Annotated in this window: 16 protein-coding genes; 4 read left to right on the top strand and 12 right to left on the bottom strand. The window is 63.0% G+C overall.

Annotated features, from left to right (window positions below; all coding sequences use genetic code 11):
- Positions 1–24: 24 nt before the first annotated feature.
- The 4 genes from ACMNAY_RS09155 to ACMNAY_RS09140 all read right to left on the bottom strand — a co-directional run bounded on the left by ACMNAY_RS09155 (position 25) and on the right by ACMNAY_RS09140 (position 3,694).
- Positions 25–645 (bottom strand): IMPACT family protein, encoded by a 621-nt coding sequence (locus ACMNAY_RS09155; RefSeq protein WP_418719175.1) that lies wholly within the window; start codon positions 643–645, stop codon positions 25–27.
- A gap of 69 nt (positions 646–714) precedes the next feature.
- Positions 715–918 (bottom strand): 50S ribosomal protein L31, encoded by a 204-nt coding sequence (rpmE, locus tag ACMNAY_RS09150; RefSeq protein ID WP_394968448.1) that lies wholly within the window; start codon positions 916–918, stop codon positions 715–717.
- A gap of 181 nt (positions 919–1,099) precedes the next feature.
- The gene (locus ACMNAY_RS09145) at positions 1,100–1,867 is read right to left on the bottom strand and encodes a hypothetical protein (protein ID WP_418719174.1); all 768 of its coding nucleotides are present in this window, start codon (positions 1,865–1,867) and stop codon (positions 1,100–1,102) included.
- Between the two features lie 114 nt (positions 1,868–1,981).
- Positions 1,982–3,694, bottom strand: a complete 1,713-nt coding sequence (locus tag ACMNAY_RS09140; protein ID WP_394968450.1) for a phospho-sugar mutase — start codon at positions 3,692–3,694, stop codon at positions 1,982–1,984.
- Positions 3,695–3,886: 192 nt separating this feature from the next.
- Between ACMNAY_RS09140 and ACMNAY_RS09135 the strand changes: the two genes are divergently transcribed.
- The 4 genes from ACMNAY_RS09135 (at position 3,887) to pnuC (ending at position 7,439) form a co-directional block, all read left to right on the top strand.
- Positions 3,887–4,447 carry a chromate transporter gene (locus ACMNAY_RS09135; protein WP_394976194.1) on the top strand — a complete coding sequence of 187 codons (561 nt, stop codon included), beginning with the start codon at positions 3,887–3,889 and terminating at the stop codon, positions 4,445–4,447.
- Entirely contained in the window at positions 4,444–5,031 is a 588-nt protein-coding gene (locus ACMNAY_RS09130) for a chromate transporter (protein WP_394976195.1), read from the top strand. The genes ACMNAY_RS09135 and ACMNAY_RS09130 overlap by 4 nt, the downstream gene beginning before the upstream one ends.
- Positions 5,032–5,063: 32 nt before the next feature.
- Complete coding sequence (locus tag ACMNAY_RS09125; protein WP_418719173.1) at positions 5,064–6,593, top strand: YifB family Mg chelatase-like AAA ATPase; 1,530 nt, start codon at positions 5,064–5,066, stop codon at positions 6,591–6,593.
- A 153-nt stretch (positions 6,594–6,746) separates the two neighbouring features.
- Entirely contained in the window at positions 6,747–7,439 is a 693-nt protein-coding gene (pnuC, locus tag ACMNAY_RS09120) for a nicotinamide riboside transporter PnuC (RefSeq protein ID WP_394968454.1), read from the top strand.
- A 54-nt stretch (positions 7,440–7,493) separates the two neighbouring features.
- Here the strand turns inward: pnuC and ACMNAY_RS09115 are convergent, their stop codons facing one another.
- The 8 genes from ACMNAY_RS09115 to ACMNAY_RS09080 form a co-directional block, all read right to left on the bottom strand.
- A complete protein-coding gene (locus tag ACMNAY_RS09115; RefSeq protein WP_418719172.1) occupies positions 7,494–8,450 on the bottom strand; it encodes a D-2-hydroxyacid dehydrogenase in 957 nt (318 codons plus the stop codon).
- Between the two features lie 46 nt (positions 8,451–8,496).
- Positions 8,497–9,156, bottom strand: a complete 660-nt coding sequence (plsY, locus tag ACMNAY_RS09110) for a glycerol-3-phosphate 1-O-acyltransferase PlsY (RefSeq protein WP_394976199.1) — start codon at positions 9,154–9,156, stop codon at positions 8,497–8,499.
- 34 nt (positions 9,157–9,190) lie between these two features.
- Positions 9,191–10,522 carry a ribosome biogenesis GTPase Der gene (der, locus tag ACMNAY_RS09105; protein WP_394968457.1) on the bottom strand — a complete coding sequence of 444 codons (1,332 nt, stop codon included), beginning with the start codon at positions 10,520–10,522 and terminating at the stop codon, positions 9,191–9,193.
- A 39-nt stretch (positions 10,523–10,561) separates the two neighbouring features.
- On the bottom strand, positions 10,562–11,878 hold the full coding sequence (locus ACMNAY_RS09100; RefSeq protein ID WP_418719171.1) for a DUF512 domain-containing protein: 1,317 nt from the start codon (positions 11,876–11,878) through the stop codon (positions 10,562–10,564).
- A gap of 81 nt (positions 11,879–11,959) precedes the next feature.
- A complete protein-coding gene (gene rpmF / locus ACMNAY_RS09095) occupies positions 11,960–12,142 on the bottom strand; it encodes a 50S ribosomal protein L32 (RefSeq protein WP_177521942.1) in 183 nt (60 codons plus the stop codon).
- Positions 12,143–12,156: 14 nt separating this feature from the next.
- Positions 12,157–12,675: a YceD family protein gene (locus ACMNAY_RS09090; RefSeq protein WP_418719170.1), complete on the bottom strand. Its 519-nt coding sequence runs from the start codon at positions 12,673–12,675 to the stop codon at positions 12,157–12,159.
- A 119-nt stretch (positions 12,676–12,794) separates the two neighbouring features.
- Positions 12,795–13,202, bottom strand: coding sequence for a hypothetical protein (locus tag ACMNAY_RS09085; RefSeq protein WP_394968459.1), 408 nt, complete (start codon positions 13,200–13,202; stop codon positions 12,795–12,797).
- Positions 13,203–13,270: 68 nt separating this feature from the next.
- Positions 13,271–14,605, bottom strand: coding sequence for a glucose-6-phosphate isomerase (locus tag ACMNAY_RS09080; RefSeq protein WP_394968460.1), 1,335 nt, complete (start codon positions 14,603–14,605; stop codon positions 13,271–13,273).

The following is a 14,605-nucleotide window of genomic DNA, read 5'->3' as shown; positions in this document are numbered from 1 at the left end:
AAAAACAAAAATTTTTTCTTCGGGTCAGAAGGGCGCGTAAAAGGGCGGCGTGACCTGCGGCTGCGCCGCGCCCCGGCTGAGCTCGGCAAAGGCGGGCAGCAGCGGCGCTTCCGCCCCCGCGGGCATCAGGGCCGAGAGGGCCACCCGGTCGGTGAACACCGGTTCGTCCAGCTTTGCGCCCGCCGCCTGCAGCAGCTGGGCCGCCCGCTCGTAGAGGGCGTAGTCCACCTCCACGGAAAGGCGCACGCAGGCCCGCACCGTGACCACCTTCGCGGCGGCCAGGGCCGCGGAGGCGCTTTCGGTATAAGCGCGCACCAGCCCGCCGGTTCCCAGCAGGATGCCGCCGAAGTAGCGGGTGACCACCACAATGCAGTCGGTGAGGCCCGCGTGGCGGATGGCGTCCAGCACCGGCAGCCCGGCGGTCTTGGCGGGCTCGCCGTCATCGGAATAGCGCACCCGCGCGCCCTCCCGCAGCACATAGGCATAGACGTTGTGGCGGGCGGTGCGGTTGGCGGCGCGCACTTCTTCCAGCACGGCAAGGGCCTTTTCCTCGCTGTCGGCAAAGGCGGCCAGCGCGATGAACCGGCTGTGTTTTTCCTCCACCTCCGCGGTGGCGCGCCCGTCGATGGTGCGGTAGTCCTCCATAGGCTTTTCCCCCGTCAAAACACGACAAAAAAGGCGGTTTGTGACCAAACCGCCTTTTCGATGGATTTCTTACTTCTTCAGGCCGAAACGCTTGTTGAAGCGGTCCACACGTCCGCCGGTGTCTACCAGCTTCTGCTTGCCGGTGTAGAAGGGATGGCACTTGGAGCAGACTTCCACGTGGATCTCCGGCTTGGTGGAGCGGGTATGGATGACCTCACCGCAGGCGCAGGTGATGGTGCAGTCCACATACTTGGGATGGATGCCCTGTTTCATTACGGTTCACCTCTTTCTGGTTCATGACTCAAGGGGCCATGCTCTTTACATGCGCCCATCACAACCTTCAATGGGAGGCTACCAGCATACGCCATCCTGTGCGTATGGAGCAGCCATCGGAACGATTGCCAGAGAATTATATCACACGGATGCGAGCGTGTCAAGCAGTTTTCCCAGCGTATCATGCGATGGCAAAAACGCCCCGCTCATAGCTCCAGCTGCCGTCCGCCTTCTGCTTCGCGGTGCAGCCGTCGTACAGAATGGCCGCAAGGCCGCCCCGCCACTTTTGCGCGTTGAAGCGGAGGGTCTTGCCCGTTCCCGTATCCTCCGCGGCTTTCAGCTCAAAATAGCAGCCCTTTTCCCAGGAAAGCTCCTCTTCGTTCACATAGCCCTCGTCGCACAGCTCTTTCCATCTGTAGGTCATGGGCGGGGGCAGCTGGTGCAGCTCGGCGAAGCGCCAGCCCGCCGCGGCCCGCTCGGCGGCGTTCGGTACCATCGTCTCGTCGATGTACACCGACAGGTGCTCGAGGTTCTCGTTGAGAGCCGTGCTTTCGCTCCACAGATCCTCCAGCGCCTGAAGCGCAAGACCCACCCGGTCGTCGGCCCCTTCGCTCACCGCCTCCAGGCGGGCGGGCTGATGGAAGCTGGCGGGATAGGACTCCAGCACTTCACCGCTGAAATAGACAGTGACCAGCATGCCGTTCCGAAGGTCGGCGGCGCTCGCCTCCTCACCGTCCAGAGTAACGGGCAGGTCGGCGGCGCTCAGCCGGTAGAGGCCGGTGCCCTCCCCCTGCCCGGCCAGCAGCAGACTGCCGTTCTCCGCTCCGTCGGCGATGCGGCAGGTCACAGCAGCCTCTCCGGGCGCAGGGCCGGAAGGCACAGACACGGAAGCCGGGGCGGAACAGCCCGCAAGACACAACACAAGCAGCGCGGCGATCAGACGTTTCATGGCTAGACCCTCCTTTTTTGTTTTCTATAAGGAAAACGCCCATGGGCCGTTTGTTATTGCGCAGGGCAAAGAAAAACCGCCCCGCAAGCAGCAGGGCGGCTTTGTTTTATGCTTTTAGGCCAGCAGGGGCTTGAGGGCGGCGGCCAGGGCCTCCTTCTGGGCCTCGGCCTCGGCCAGATCCTTGCCCAAGGTGGTAAAGTAGGTCTTGATCTTGGGCTCGGTGCCGCTGGGACGCACCACCACGGTGGCGCCGCCTTCCAGGGCGTAGATCAGCACGTTGGCGGCGGGCAGGTCGATGGGGGTGGTCTTGCCGGTGGCCAGCTCGGTCACGGTGCGGGCCTGATAGTCGGCCACGGTGAGCACCTTGTAGCCTGCGAACTCCGCCGGGGGCGCGGTGCGCAGCTGCTGCATGATACCCGCCATCTTGTCCATGCCGGACAAGCCGGGGAACTCGTAGGAATCCACCTTGTTCAGATAGCGGCCGTACTGGGCGTAGATGCGCTCCAGTTCCTCCTTGATGGAAGAGCCGATGCTGCGGTAGTAGGCGGCCATCTCGCAGATGAGCATGCTGCCGATGACGGCGTCCTTGTCCCGCACATAGCTGCCGGCCAGATAGCCGTAGCTCTCCTCAAAGCCAAAGATGAACCGCTCCACTTCGCCCGCGGCCTCCAGCCGGGCGATCTGGTCGCCGATCCACTTGAAGCCGGTGAGAACATTGCGGCACTCCACGCCGTAGTGGGCGGCCACCACGTCCGCCAGCGGGGTGGACACGATGCTCTTGACCATGACCGGCTTTTCGGGCATGGTGCCCTTCTCGATGCGGCCGGCGCAGATGTAGTCCAGCAGCAGCACGCCCACCTCGTTGCCGGTGAGCAGCTCGTAGCTGCCGTCCTTGCAGCGCACGGCGATGCCCACGCGGTCAGCGTCGGGGTCAGTGGCCAGCATCAGGTCGGCGCCGGACTTCTCGGCCAGTTCAAGGCCCAGCCGCAGCGCCTCGAAGATCTCGGGGTTGGGATAGGGGCAGGTGGGGAAGTTGCCGTCCGGGTCCTTCTGCTCGGGCACGACGGTGATATCGGTGATGCCGATGTCCGCCAGCACGCGGGTGACCGGCACAAGGCCGCTGCCGTTCAGCGGGCTGTAGACCAGCTTGAGGCCCGCCTCGGCGCACAGACCGGGGCGCACCTGACGGCTCTCGATGGCGGCATAGAGGGCTTCGTAGCAGTCCTCGCCCACATACTCAATGAGCCCGGCGGCCAGCGCCTCGTCAAAAGGCATGGTCTTTGCGCCGGTGAGCACGTCGGTCTTCTGGATCTCGGCGTAGACGATGTCGGCGGCCTCGTCGGTCATCTGACAGCCGTCCGGGCCGTAGGCCTTGTAGCCGTTGTACTTGGCAGGGTTGTGGCTGGCGGTGACCATGATGCCGGCGTTGCAGTTATAGTAGCGGGTGGCAAAGCTGAGCGCAGGAACAGGCATCAGCGCCTTGTAGATGCGCACCTTCACGCCGTTGGCCGCCAGCACCTCGGCGGCAGCTTTGGCAAACACGTCGCTCTTGATGCGGCTGTCGTAGCTGATGGCCACGGTCTGGGTACCGCCCTGGGTCTTGACCCAGTTGGCCAGGCCCTGGGTGGCCTGACGCACCACATACACGTTCATGCGGTTGGTGCCCGCGCCGATAACGCCCCGCAGGCCGGCGGTGCCGAACTTCAGGGTGACGGCGAAACGGTCCTTCACAGCCTCGTCATCGCCGGCGACGCTCTCCAGCTCCGGCTTCAGGTCGGGGTCGTCCAGCGGGTAGGCGAGCCAGCGCTCAAATTCATCTTTATACATAATTTCCACCTGCTTTTTCATGGTATCGACACTTTTTGTGGAAAGTATCCAGTTGTATTTATTGTAGCGGTGGCGGCGGGGATTGTCAACAAAAAACAGGCGCATCCCGTCGGGGGCGCGCGGTGGCATTTTGACGGCCGTTGTGCTATACTTAGACGAGAATTTTTTCAAAAAACAGGAGGCGGAACTTGCTTGAAAGAATATTTTGAACTGTTCTGGACCTTCGCCAAGATTGGCGGGGTCACCTTCGGGGGCGGCTACGCCATGCTGCCCATTCTCCAGCGGGAATGCGTGGACAAACGCGGCTGGGCCACCGAAGAAGAGCTGGCGGACTATTTCGCCATCGGTCAGTGCACCCCGGGCATTATTGCGGTGAACGTGTCCACCTTCATCGGCAACAAGCGCAAAGGCATTCTGGGCGGCATCGTGGCCACTGTAGGCTTCACATTCTTCCCCATCATCCTGCTGTCGCTGGTGGCGGCGGGGTTGGGCTATCTGCTCACCTACCCCATCGTGCAGAGCGCCTTTGGCGGCGTGCGGGTGTGCGTATGCGTGCTGATTTTGAACGCGGTGCTGCGTCTTTGGAAAAAGTCGGTGCTGGATAAGCGCACGCTGGCCATTTTTCTGGCCATCTTCCTGCTTTCGGTGTTCGGCGGCCTTCTGCCGGTGAGCATCTCCCCCGCCATCTACGTGGTGGCGGCGGCGCTGGCCGGGCTGGTGCTGGCCCCGGGCGCAAAAAAGGAGGATGAATGATGACGGTATATGCTCTGACGCTGCTGCGCCTTTTTTATGAGTTTGCAAAGGTAGGTCTGTTCGCCATCGGCGGCGGACTTGCCACTCTGCCCTTCCTTTATGACATGGCCGAGACCATCGGCTGGTTCACCGCCGCCGATGTGGCCAACATGATCGCCGTGAGCGAGAGCACCCCCGGTGCGCTGGGCATCAACATGGCCACCTACGCGGGCTACATCACCGCCGGCGTGACCGGCGGCATCGTTGCCACGCTGGGCCTCATCAGCCCCTCCATCCTCATCATCCTCATCATCGCCCGAATGCTGAGCAAGTTCAAGGACAATCCCCTCGTTCAAAAGGGGCTTTACGGCCTGCGTCCCGCCTCGGTGGCGCTGGTGGCTGCCGCGGGCGTGAGCGTTGCCGAAGTGACACTGGTGAGCCTGCCCTCCATCGAGGCAGGCGCATGGGGCAGCGCCGTGGTGTGGCCCGCGGTGATCCTGGGCGTGGTCATCTTCATTGCCCAGCGCAAGTTCCCCAAGATCCATCCGGTGGCGTTTATCGTGTTCGCAGGCGTTGTGGGCGCAGTGTTCCGCTTCCCTGCCTGACCCATCACAAAAAAATTCAAGGAGGCGGCGTGATGTTTGCACGGGTGAACAGCTTTGGTGTGCAGGGTCTTTCAGGCTTTGCGGTGACCGCCGAGGCGGACATCAGCGGCGGGCTGCCCCAGTTCAGCATCGTGGGCCTGCCGGACAGCGCGGTGAAGGAAGCCGCCGACCGGGTGCGCAGCGCGGCAAAAAACCTGGGCTATGCCTGGCCCGCCAGCCGCATCACGGTGAATCTGGCCCCGGCCCGGCTGCGCAAAACGGGGCCGGTGTATGACCTGCCGGTGCTGCTGGCCCTATTATGCGCCAGCGGCCAGCTCCCCGCGCTGGACGAACGCTTCGCCTTTGTGGGTGAACTTTCGCTGAACGGCGCGCTGCGCCCGGTGACCGGCATGCTGCCCATGGCGCTGGCCGCCGCCGAATCCGGCGTAACTCATCTGTTCGTGCCCGCCGAAAACACCGCCGAAGCTGCGGCGGTGGAAGGGCTCACCGTGTTGGGCGCAGCGGATGCCGCCCAGGTGGTGGCCCATCTGCGGGGCGAAGCGCAGCTCTCCCCCGCGCCGCGTCGGCCTTTTGTGCCTTTTGAGGGTGCGGACGTGCCAGACTTTGCGGATGTGAAAGGTCAGCTTGCCGCCCGCCGGGGGCTGGAGATCGCCGCCGCAGGCGGGCACAATCTTTTGATGATCGGCCCGCCGGGCACCGGCAAGAGCATGCTGGCCAAGCGCATGCCCGGCATCCTGCCGCCGCTGACCCAGGAGGAGGCGGTGGAGTGCACCACCATCTGCTCGGTGGCGGGCCTTCTGCCCGCGGGCAGCGGGCTTGTGGGCCAGCGGCCTTTCCGCAGCCCCCACCACAGCGTCAGCGCCGCGGCGCTGGCGGGCGGCGGGGCCAACGCCCGGCCGGGTGAGGTGAGCCTGGCCCACAACGGCGTTCTGTTTCTGGACGAACTGCCGGAGTTCCACCGGGACGCGCTGGAAGTTCTGCGTCAGCCGGTGGAGGACGGCAAGGTGACGGTGAGCCGCGCCGCGGCCACGGTGACCTACCCCAGCCGGTTCATTCTGCTGGCGGCCATGAACCCCTGCCGGTGCGGCTATTTCGGGCATCCCACCCGGGCCTGCACCTGCACGCCCAACGTGATCGAAAACTACCGCCGCCGGGTGAGCGGGCCGCTTCTGGACCGCATCGACCTGCATGTGGAGGTGGGCCCGGTGCAATACAGCGAACTGGCGGGCAGCGAAAAATCCGAGTGCAGCGCCGACATTCGAAAGCGGGTCGTCGCCGCACGGGCGGTGCAGACCGCCCGCTACGCGGGCACGGGCATCCGCTGCAATGCCGAGCTTTCGGGCCAGCTGCTGCGCAAATACTGTCAGCCGGACGACGCGGCGGCGGCCCTGCTGCAGATGGCCTTTGACCGGCTGGGGCTTTCCGCCCGGGCCTACGACCGCATCCTCAAGGTCAGCCGCACCATTGCGGACCTGGCGGGCTGCGAACAGATCGGTTCAGCCCACCTGGCCGAGGCGCTGCAATACCGCAGCCTGGACCGCAAATACTGGTACGACAAATAAACGGCTCTTGCATTCCTTTGCGGGATATGCTATCATCAACACCAGCTTGAATTATTTTTTCTGCCACCGGGTAGAGAATGCTGCGGCATTCGTTTGCGCATCGATAGGTCTTTGCAGATGCGCAGGCGGATGCCGTTTTTCGGAGGGAACGATTTGAAAGCATCCGCCTTGTTCAACTATTTCTCCGCTGCCGAAAAGCTGCTTTGGAGCTGTTCCGTGGCGCTCATCCTCGTCTCTTTTCTTCTCTTTGACGGCGAAAACTGGCTGGCGCTGACCGCCTCTCTCATCGGCGTGACTTCCCTTTTGTTCAACGCCAAGGGAAACCCCGTGGGGCAGGTCATCGGCATCGTCTTTTGCCTGATCTACGGCTTCATCTCCTGGAAATACGCCTATTACGGCGAGATGATCACCTATCTGGGCATGACGATGCCCATGTCGGTGGTGACGCTCATCATCTGGCTGCGCAACCCGTTCAAGGGCAACCGTCTGTGCGTGCAGGTGGGGCGGCTGCGTCGGCGTGACCTGTTCTGGCTGGTGTTTTTGACCGTTGTCATCACCGTGGTGTTCGGCTATCTGCTGGCGATCCTTCACACCGCGAACCTCGCGCCCAGCATCCTTTCCATCTCCACCAGCACCATCGCCGTATATCTTTCCTGGCGCCGCAGCCCCTGGTTCGCCGTGGGCTACGCCCTCAACGATCTGGTGCTCATCGTGCTGTGGTCGCTGGCTGCCGCCCAGGACCCCGGCGCCGTTTCGGTGCTGATGTGTTTTGTGGCCTTCTTCGCCAACGACCTGTACGGGTTCCGCAACTGGCGGCGCATGCTGTGTCAGCAGCAGACCGCGTGACAAACAAAAAAGCCGCCGGGGCCGCATCTTTTTCGATGCGGCCCCGGCGTTTTTTCAATCGACATAGCCGGTGGTTTTGTCCACCAGATTCATCAGCGGCTGCCCCGCGAGGAAACGGCGCAGGTTTTCCTCGCAGATGTCCGCCGCCTTTTCAAAGTTTTCCGGCTGGCTCAGCAGGCCGGAAACATGGGGCGTGATGATTGTATTGGGGGCGTTCCAGAGAGGATGTTCCGGCGGCAGAGGCTCCGGGTCGGTGACGTCCAGCGCCGCCCCGCCGATGCGTCCGTCGTACAGCGCGCGGCAAAGCGCGTCGGTGTCCACCGCGCTGCCCCGGCCCGCGTTCAGCACCACCGCTTCCTTTTTGAGCAGGGCGATACGCTCCGCATCCAGCATATGGCGAGTGGAGCTGTTTGCCGGCAGACACAGCACCACTGCGTCCGCCAGCGGCAGCCATTCCTCCAGCTTTTCCGCCCCGCCCAGGCCTTCCAGCCAGTCGGGCTTTTCTCCGGCGCGGCGGCGCACCGCCAGCACCTGTGCCCCCAGCAGGTGGGCACGCTGGGCAAAGCTGCGGCCCAGATCACCAAAGCCCAGCACCAGAACGGTACTGCCCGCCAGGGTGCGCACCGGCCCCAGCCGCTGCCAGCGGCAGGCCCGCTGGTTCTCGGCGTATTCCGGCAGCCGCCGCCAGAGCGCCAGCAGCGCTGCCAGCAGCCACTCGGCGATGCAGGCGCCGAAGGCCCCGGTGGCGTTGGTGAGCGCCGCTTTCTCGGGCAGGAGCCCGGGCGCGCAGTAGCCGTCGGTGCCGGCGCTGTCCAGCTGGAGCCAGCCCAGTTTTTTGCAATGACGCAGCTGGGCGGGGTCGGCTAGATTGCCCAGGATGGCCTGCGCGTTCTCCAGCAGGGCGGGCGTTATGTTCTCCTTTTCAACAAAGTGCAGCTGATGCCCCGGCGCGGCGGCTTCAAAGCGCGCTTTGCCCGCTTCATCCAGCGGAAGGGTGACCAGTATCTCCATGGTTTTCTCCCCTTTGCAAAAAGGTCCGGCTTACGCCGGACCTTTTTCATTTCTTTTTCTCTCCGAAACGGTATTCAGTGCCGTTCATAAGGCGCTGGATGTTGGCCCGGTGCATCCAGATCACCAGCACGCCCATGATGAGGGCACAGAGGGTGGTGAACAGGATGTCACGCCCGGCATACCAGCTGTACAGCCCGGTGAAGATGGGATAGAGCACCGCCACGGTGACCGAGGCAAGGCTGACGATGCGGCTGGCAAAAGCGATGGAAAAGAACACCACGGCCAGCGCCAGAAGCACCACCGGCTCACTGGCCAGAATGGCGCCGGCGGCCACGGCCACGCCCTTGCCGCCCTTGAAGCCGAACCACACCGGCCACAGGTGGCCGCACACCGCGCCGATGGCAGCCAGATACCCGGCGTAGACGCCGTTGACCTCCACGCCGCCGGTGAGCAGAGCCCCGGCCCAGCGGCAGAGCACCACCGCAGCCACGCCCTTGAGCATATCGCCCGCAAGGGTGAGGGCCGCGGCCTTTTTGCCGTAGGTGCGCAGGATATTGGTGGTGCCGGCGTTGCCGCTGCCTTTGGTGCGGATATCCTCGTGGTAGAGCAGGCGGCTCACCACCACGCCGAAGTTGATGCTGCCGAAGAGATAGCCCACCAGCAGCGGAATGGCGCCCATAAAGAGCACTGCCTGGATCAAAGTCATGGTCTGCACGCTCCTTTGCGTCAATGGCCGATGCTCACTTCGTGTTGCCGTCGCCGCGCTCGCGGACGATCAGCCGCACAGGGGTGCCCTCCAGCCCGAAGGTCTCCCGGATCTGGTTCTCGATGTAGCGTTGGTAGGAGAAGTGGAACAGGTCCTTGCGGTTCACAAAGCAGACGAACGTGGGCGGGCGGGTGGAGATCTGGGTCATGTAGTAGATCTTCAGCCGGCGGCCCTTGTCGCTGGGGGGCTGCACACGGGCGGTGGCCCGGGCCAGCAGCTCGTTCAGCATGCCGGTGGTCACCCGCAGGGCGTTCTGCTCGTCCACATATTTGATGAGCTGGAACAGCCGGTCCACCCGCTGGCCGGTCTTGGCGCTGATGAAGATGATGGGCGCGTAGCTCATGAAGCTGAAGTCGTTCATCAGCTTTTTGCGCATGACGTCCATGGTCTTGTCGTCCTTCTCGATGGCGTCCCATTTATTGACCGCGATGATGCAGGCTTTGCCCTGCTCGTGGGCGTAGCCGGCCACCTTGCTGTCCTGCTCGGTGAAGCCCTCGGTGGCGTCGATCATGATGACGCACACCCGGCTGCGCTCCACCGCCGCCAGGCTGCGGAGCACGCTGTAGCGCTCCACGCCCTCTTCCACCTTGCCCCGCTTGCGCAGGCCGGCGGTGTCGGTGAAAACAAAACTGCCGTACTGGTTATCCACATGGCTGTCGATGGCGTCGCGGGTGGTGCCGGCCTCGTTGGCCACGATCATCCGCTCTTCGCCCAGGATAAAGTTCACCAGGCTGGATTTGCCCACATTGGGCCGGCCGATCACCGCCACGGTGATGCGCTCGTCCTCCTCGGCGCTCTCGTCGCCGTCGGGCAGGTGGGCGCACACCGCGTCCAGCAGGTCGCCGGTGCCGTGGCCGTGCACGCTGGACACCGGGAAAATCTCGCCCAGGCCCAGGCTATAGAAGTCATAGAGCTCCATGGGCGGCTCGCCCACCTTGTCGCACTTGTTCACCGCAAGCACCACCGGCTTGCCGCTGCGCATGAGCAGAGCGGCCACGTCCCGGTCCTGGGCGGTGACGCCGGCGTTGATGTCGGTGACCATGACGATGCAGTCCGCCGCGTCGATGGCCACCTGGGCCTGCTGGCGGATGTGGGCCAGGATGCCGTCGGCCTCGTTGGGGTCGATGCCGCCGGTATCCACCAGAAGGAACTCGCGGTTCTGCCACTCGCACTCGCCGAAGATGCGGTCCCGGGTGACGCCGGGGGTGTCCTCCACGATGGCCAGACGCTGGCCGATCAGTTTATTGAACAGGGTCGATTTGCCCACATTGGGGCGGCCGACCACTGCCACGATGGGTTTTCCCATGTTTGTTCGCCTCCGTTCGTCGGTTGGGGATGGGGCGCGTCAGGGCAGACGGAAGCCCAGCAGCGCACGGACCAGCGCTCCGCCGCCGCAGGGCAGCAGATGCACCTTGACTCCCAGGGCTTTTTCCAGCCGGGGGATGGTCCAGTCGTCCAGAAAGCGGTCCTTTTCGTCCCGCAGCATCACCTCGGGGATGCCGAGGTGGCCACTTTTCAGTTTGCCCTTGCACTGGGCCACGATGTCGGTGGCGGTGACAAGGCCCGTCACGCTCACATTGCCGCCAAAGAAATCGTTGCGCACCGGGTGCATCGCCAGCCGCACCTGCGGGTAGCGGCGGCTCAGCGCCTCGGCCGCCTGCCCGATGAGGGGCGCGGCCAGCGTGCCGGTGACCAGGTCCATCTTGCGGGGCAGCACCGGCCAGCGGGGACGGTGGGCGTGCAGTTCCTCGAAGAACTCCTCCTGGAACAGCCGCCACATGCCCACGCCGTTTTCCAGCTGGGGATAGTCCTCGTAAAAGGCGTGGGGCGGGATGGGCCGCCCGGCGCAGAGGTACCACTCATCGCCGGGATACACCAGACGGCAGCCATACTGCTCTTTGCAGCGGTTGCCCCAGCGCTCGAGAATTTCCAGCACCTCGCGGCTGGATTGTGCGTCGTAGGCCGTCAGCGGATACAGGCCCTTGCGGTAACGGGTCAGGCCGCTGGGCACGGCGGCGATGCTGGCCGCCGCCGGATACAAAGCGCACAGATCTTCCAGCGTTTTTTCCAGCGCCGCGCCGTCGTTCACGCCCCGGCAGAGCACCAGCTGGAAATTCATCTGGATGCCCGCCTCGGCAAAGCGGTCGAGGTACGCCAGCACCTTGCCCGCGCTCTTGTTGGCCATCATCCGCACCCGCAGGTCCGGGTCGGTGGTGTGCACCGAGATGTTGATGGGCGAGATGTGCATCTTGATGATGCGCTCGGCCTCCCGCTCGGAGAGGTTCGTCAGGGTGATGTAGTTGCCGAACAGAAAGGACAGGCGCTCGTCGTCGTCCTTAAAATAAAGAGTCTCCCGCAGGCCTTTGGGCATCTGGTCGATGAAGCAGAACATGCAGTGGTTGGCGCAGGAGTGCTTCTTGTCGATCAGATAAGTCTCAAACTCACAGCCGAAGGGCTCGTACTCCCCTTTTTCGGCCTGCAGATACTCCAGCTTCCCGCCCCGCTGCACCGCCAGGTTCAGAGAAGGGCCGGAGGTATAGAACTGGTAGTCCAGCATATCGTTGATTTCATTGCCGTCGGCGCTGAGAAGCGTATCGCCCGAACGCAGGCCCAGCTTTTCCGCCGCCGAACCCTTGTTCACGCTTTTGATGCGAACCGCCATTTTGTTCTTGCCGCCTTTCTGCCGGTTGTCAAAAGAAAAAGGGGAAGGCGCTGCCCTCCCCTTACTTCTGCGGGAAGCGGATCACGCTTCCTTCTTGACGATTTCCTTGCCCTTGTAGTAGCCGCAGTTGCCGCATACCTGATGGGGGAGCTTGTACTCGCCGCACTGGCTGCATTTGACCAGAGCGGGGGCCTCCAGCTTCCACACAGAGGAGCGACGCTTGTCGCGCCGTGCCTTGGAAACCTTTCTCTTGGGTACTGCCATTTTAAGCACCTCCTCTAATGTGAATCTTCGCTTAGCAGTTCTTTTAATATAGCAAGCCCTTTGTTTGCGGCAGGCATTTTGGCCTCTGCCGTACAGCAGGAACAGCCTGCCGCTTTGGGTTGTCCGCAAACGGGGCAAAGCCCTTGACAATCCGCGCTGCACAGCAGCACGGTGGGGAACTCCAGCACCAGTTCCTGGAAGATGAGCTCGTCGATGTCGAGCACGCCTTTTTCGCTGATGGGAAGTTCCAGCTCGTCGCTTTCGAGGTCGGACGGCCCGACGGACCAGTCACGCTCGATGCTTTGCGAGCAGGACGCGGGCTCAAGGCACCGCGCACAGGGTGCGGTCACTTCCGCATTCACGGAAAGGTGCAACTGCGCTTTGCCGTTTTCGTCCAGCACCGCGCGAAATTCGCCGGTGAACGGGCCGGCCGGTTCATACCCGGGCCAATCCCATCCGGAAAAATCGCTTTCCAGGGCCGCCGTGTAGGGCACACGCCCGGTTCGCAGGAACTGTTTCAGGTCAAATTGCATAGCACACCTCGAAAAGACCGCCTACCTATTATACCCAATGTATTGCGCTTTGTCAACACACAATTTTAAAGCGGGGGTCATTTTTTTGACCCCCGCCCCCGAAGCCTTTTCAGCCGGCTTTACAGGTACTTTTTCACGTCTTCGGGCAGGTCTTCGGCCGCCGCGGAGATGGTGATGGTGACGTTGGTGCCGGCGGTGGCGGCCAGGCCCTCCACCTTGGTCAGGAACGCGCCCAGACCGCCCAGGTCGTGGTTGCAGGTCTTCAGGATGCCGTCGATGAACAGCTCGGTGATGTCGTAGTTGCCGGCCAGAACGCCCGCCACAAAGCCGTAGAGCATTTCATAGCCGCAGATGCCATATCCGTCAAGATCCACCAGGCGGGCGGCATGGTCGATGTCGAAGGTCAGCTGCATGGACTTCTCAAGAACCACAACGTTGCCGCTGGTGGTCTTGGTCACATTGTTGATGTGATCGATCATCGTCTTGGTCTTGCCGGTGCCTTTGGTGCCAACGATCAGTTTAATCATAGAGAGGGTACCTCCTTTATTTTCGAGGGCGCGGACAGATGGGCCCGCGCCCATACGACTCATATTTATTACTGCAGCTTCGCTTCCAGCTCGGCCTTGCGGTCCTCGTAGCCGGGTTTGCCCAGCAGCGCGAACATGTTCTTCTTGTAGCTCTCAACGCCCGGCTGGTCGAAGGGGTTGACGCCCAGCATGTAGCCGCTGATGGCGCAGGCCCGCTCGAAGAAGTAGATCAGCCAGCCCAGGTCATACTCGGAAAGGCTGGGCACCTCCAGCAGAATGTTGGGAACGTTGCCGTCGGTGTGGGCCAGCACGGTGCCCTGCATCGCTTTCTGGTTGACCACGCTCATGTTCTGGCCCGCCAGGAAGTTCAGGCCGTCCAGGTTCTCGGCGTCCGCCTCGATGAACAGGTCCTTCGAAGGAGCGGCGATGTTCACCACCGTCTCGAACATGATGCGCGCGCCCTCCTGGACGAACTGGCCCATGCTGTGCAGGTCGGTGGAGAAGATAACGCTGGTGGGCATGAGGCCCTTGTTGTCTTTGCCTTCGCTCTCGCCGTAGAGCTGCTTGTACCACTCGTTCATCATGGTAAAGTTGGGCTCGTAAGCGGCCATCAATTCAACGCTCTTGCCCTTGCGGTACAGGATGTTGCGGGCGGCGGCGTACTTGTAGCAGTCGTTGTCCGGCGTGCAGACGGAGTAGGCGGCACGGGCGTCCGCCGCGCCCTGCATCAGCTTGTCGATGTCACAGCCGGCGCAGGCAATGGGCAGCAGGCCCACAGCGGTGAGAACCGAATAGCGGCCACCCACATCGTCGGGCACCACAAAGGTGGGCCAGCCCTCGTCGTCCGCCTGCTTTTTCAGGGTGCCGCGGGCCTTGTCGGTGGTGGCGTAGATGCGGTTTTTGGCCTCCTCCTTGCCGTAGCGGTCTTCCAGGTACTTCTTGAACACCCGGAAAGCCAGGGCGGGCTCGGTGGTGGTGCCGGATTTGGAGATGACATTCACGCTCACCCGCTTGCCTTCGCAGCAGGCCAGGATGTCGTTGAGGTAAGCCGGCGAGATGGAGTTGCCGGCGAAGAAGATCTGCGGAGTGTTCTTGCAGGTGCAGTTGTACATCTGGCCCTTGATGGCCTCGATGGCAGCGCGGGCGCCCAGATAGGAGCCGCCGATGCCGATGACCACCAGCACGTCGGAATCCGAGCAGATCTTCTCCGCCGCGGCCTTGATGCGGGCAAACTCTTCCTTGTCATAATCGACGGGCAGATCCACCCAGCCCAGGAAATCGTTGCCGGGGCCGGTACGCTCTTCCAGCAGTTTGTGGGCCGTTTCCACCTGGGGCCAAATGGCGTTCCACTCGCCCTCGTTCACAAAACCGTTCAGGTGTTTTCCGTTGAATTTTACGCTCAT

The organism is Candidatus Allofournierella merdipullorum, assembly GCF_048426865.1.
GTDB classification, from domain to species: domain Bacteria; phylum Bacillota; class Clostridia; order Oscillospirales; family Ruminococcaceae; genus Allofournierella_A; species Allofournierella_A merdipullorum.
Note: the sequence above shows the minus strand (reverse complement) of the source record. Positions and strands in the feature narration are given on the sequence as shown.

Bases quoted from the DNA above. Each gene is read 5' to 3' on its own strand.
- ACMNAY_RS09100 (WP_418719171.1), bottom strand. From the start codon at position 11,878: ATGGCGGTTCGCATCAAAAGCGTGAACAAGGGTTCGGCGGCGGAAAAG.
- rpmF (WP_177521942.1), bottom strand. From the start codon at position 12,142: ATGGCAGTACCCAAGAGAAAGGTTTCCAAGGCACGGCGCGACAAGCGT.
- ACMNAY_RS09080 (WP_394968460.1), bottom strand. From the start codon at position 14,605: ATGAGCGTAAAATTCAACGGAAAACACCTGAACGGTTTTGTGAACGAG.
- ACMNAY_RS09140 (WP_394968450.1), bottom strand. From the start codon at position 3,694: ATGTATAAAGATGAATTTGAGCGCTGGCTCGCCTACCCGCTGGACGAC.
- ACMNAY_RS09145 (WP_418719174.1), bottom strand. From the start codon at position 1,867: ATGAAACGTCTGATCGCCGCGCTGCTTGTGTTGTGTCTTGCGGGCTGT.
- ACMNAY_RS09130 (WP_394976195.1), top strand. From the start codon at position 4,444: ATGATGACGGTATATGCTCTGACGCTGCTGCGCCTTTTTTATGAGTTT.
- rpmE (WP_394968448.1), bottom strand. From the start codon at position 918: ATGAAACAGGGCATCCATCCCAAGTATGTGGACTGCACCATCACCTGC.
- ACMNAY_RS09155 (WP_418719175.1), bottom strand. From the start codon at position 645: ATGGAGGACTACCGCACCATCGACGGGCGCGCCACCGCGGAGGTGGAG.
- ACMNAY_RS09125 (WP_418719173.1), top strand. From the start codon at position 5,064: ATGTTTGCACGGGTGAACAGCTTTGGTGTGCAGGGTCTTTCAGGCTTT.
- ACMNAY_RS09115 (WP_418719172.1), bottom strand. From the start codon at position 8,450: ATGGAGATACTGGTCACCCTTCCGCTGGATGAAGCGGGCAAAGCGCGC.
- plsY (WP_394976199.1), bottom strand. From the start codon at position 9,156: ATGACTTTGATCCAGGCAGTGCTCTTTATGGGCGCCATTCCGCTGCTG.
- ACMNAY_RS09085 (WP_394968459.1), bottom strand. From the start codon at position 13,202: ATGATTAAACTGATCGTTGGCACCAAAGGCACCGGCAAGACCAAGACG.
- der (WP_394968457.1), bottom strand. From the start codon at position 10,522: ATGGGAAAACCCATCGTGGCAGTGGTCGGCCGCCCCAATGTGGGCAAA.
- ACMNAY_RS09090 (WP_418719170.1), bottom strand. From the start codon at position 12,675: ATGCAATTTGACCTGAAACAGTTCCTGCGAACCGGGCGTGTGCCCTAC.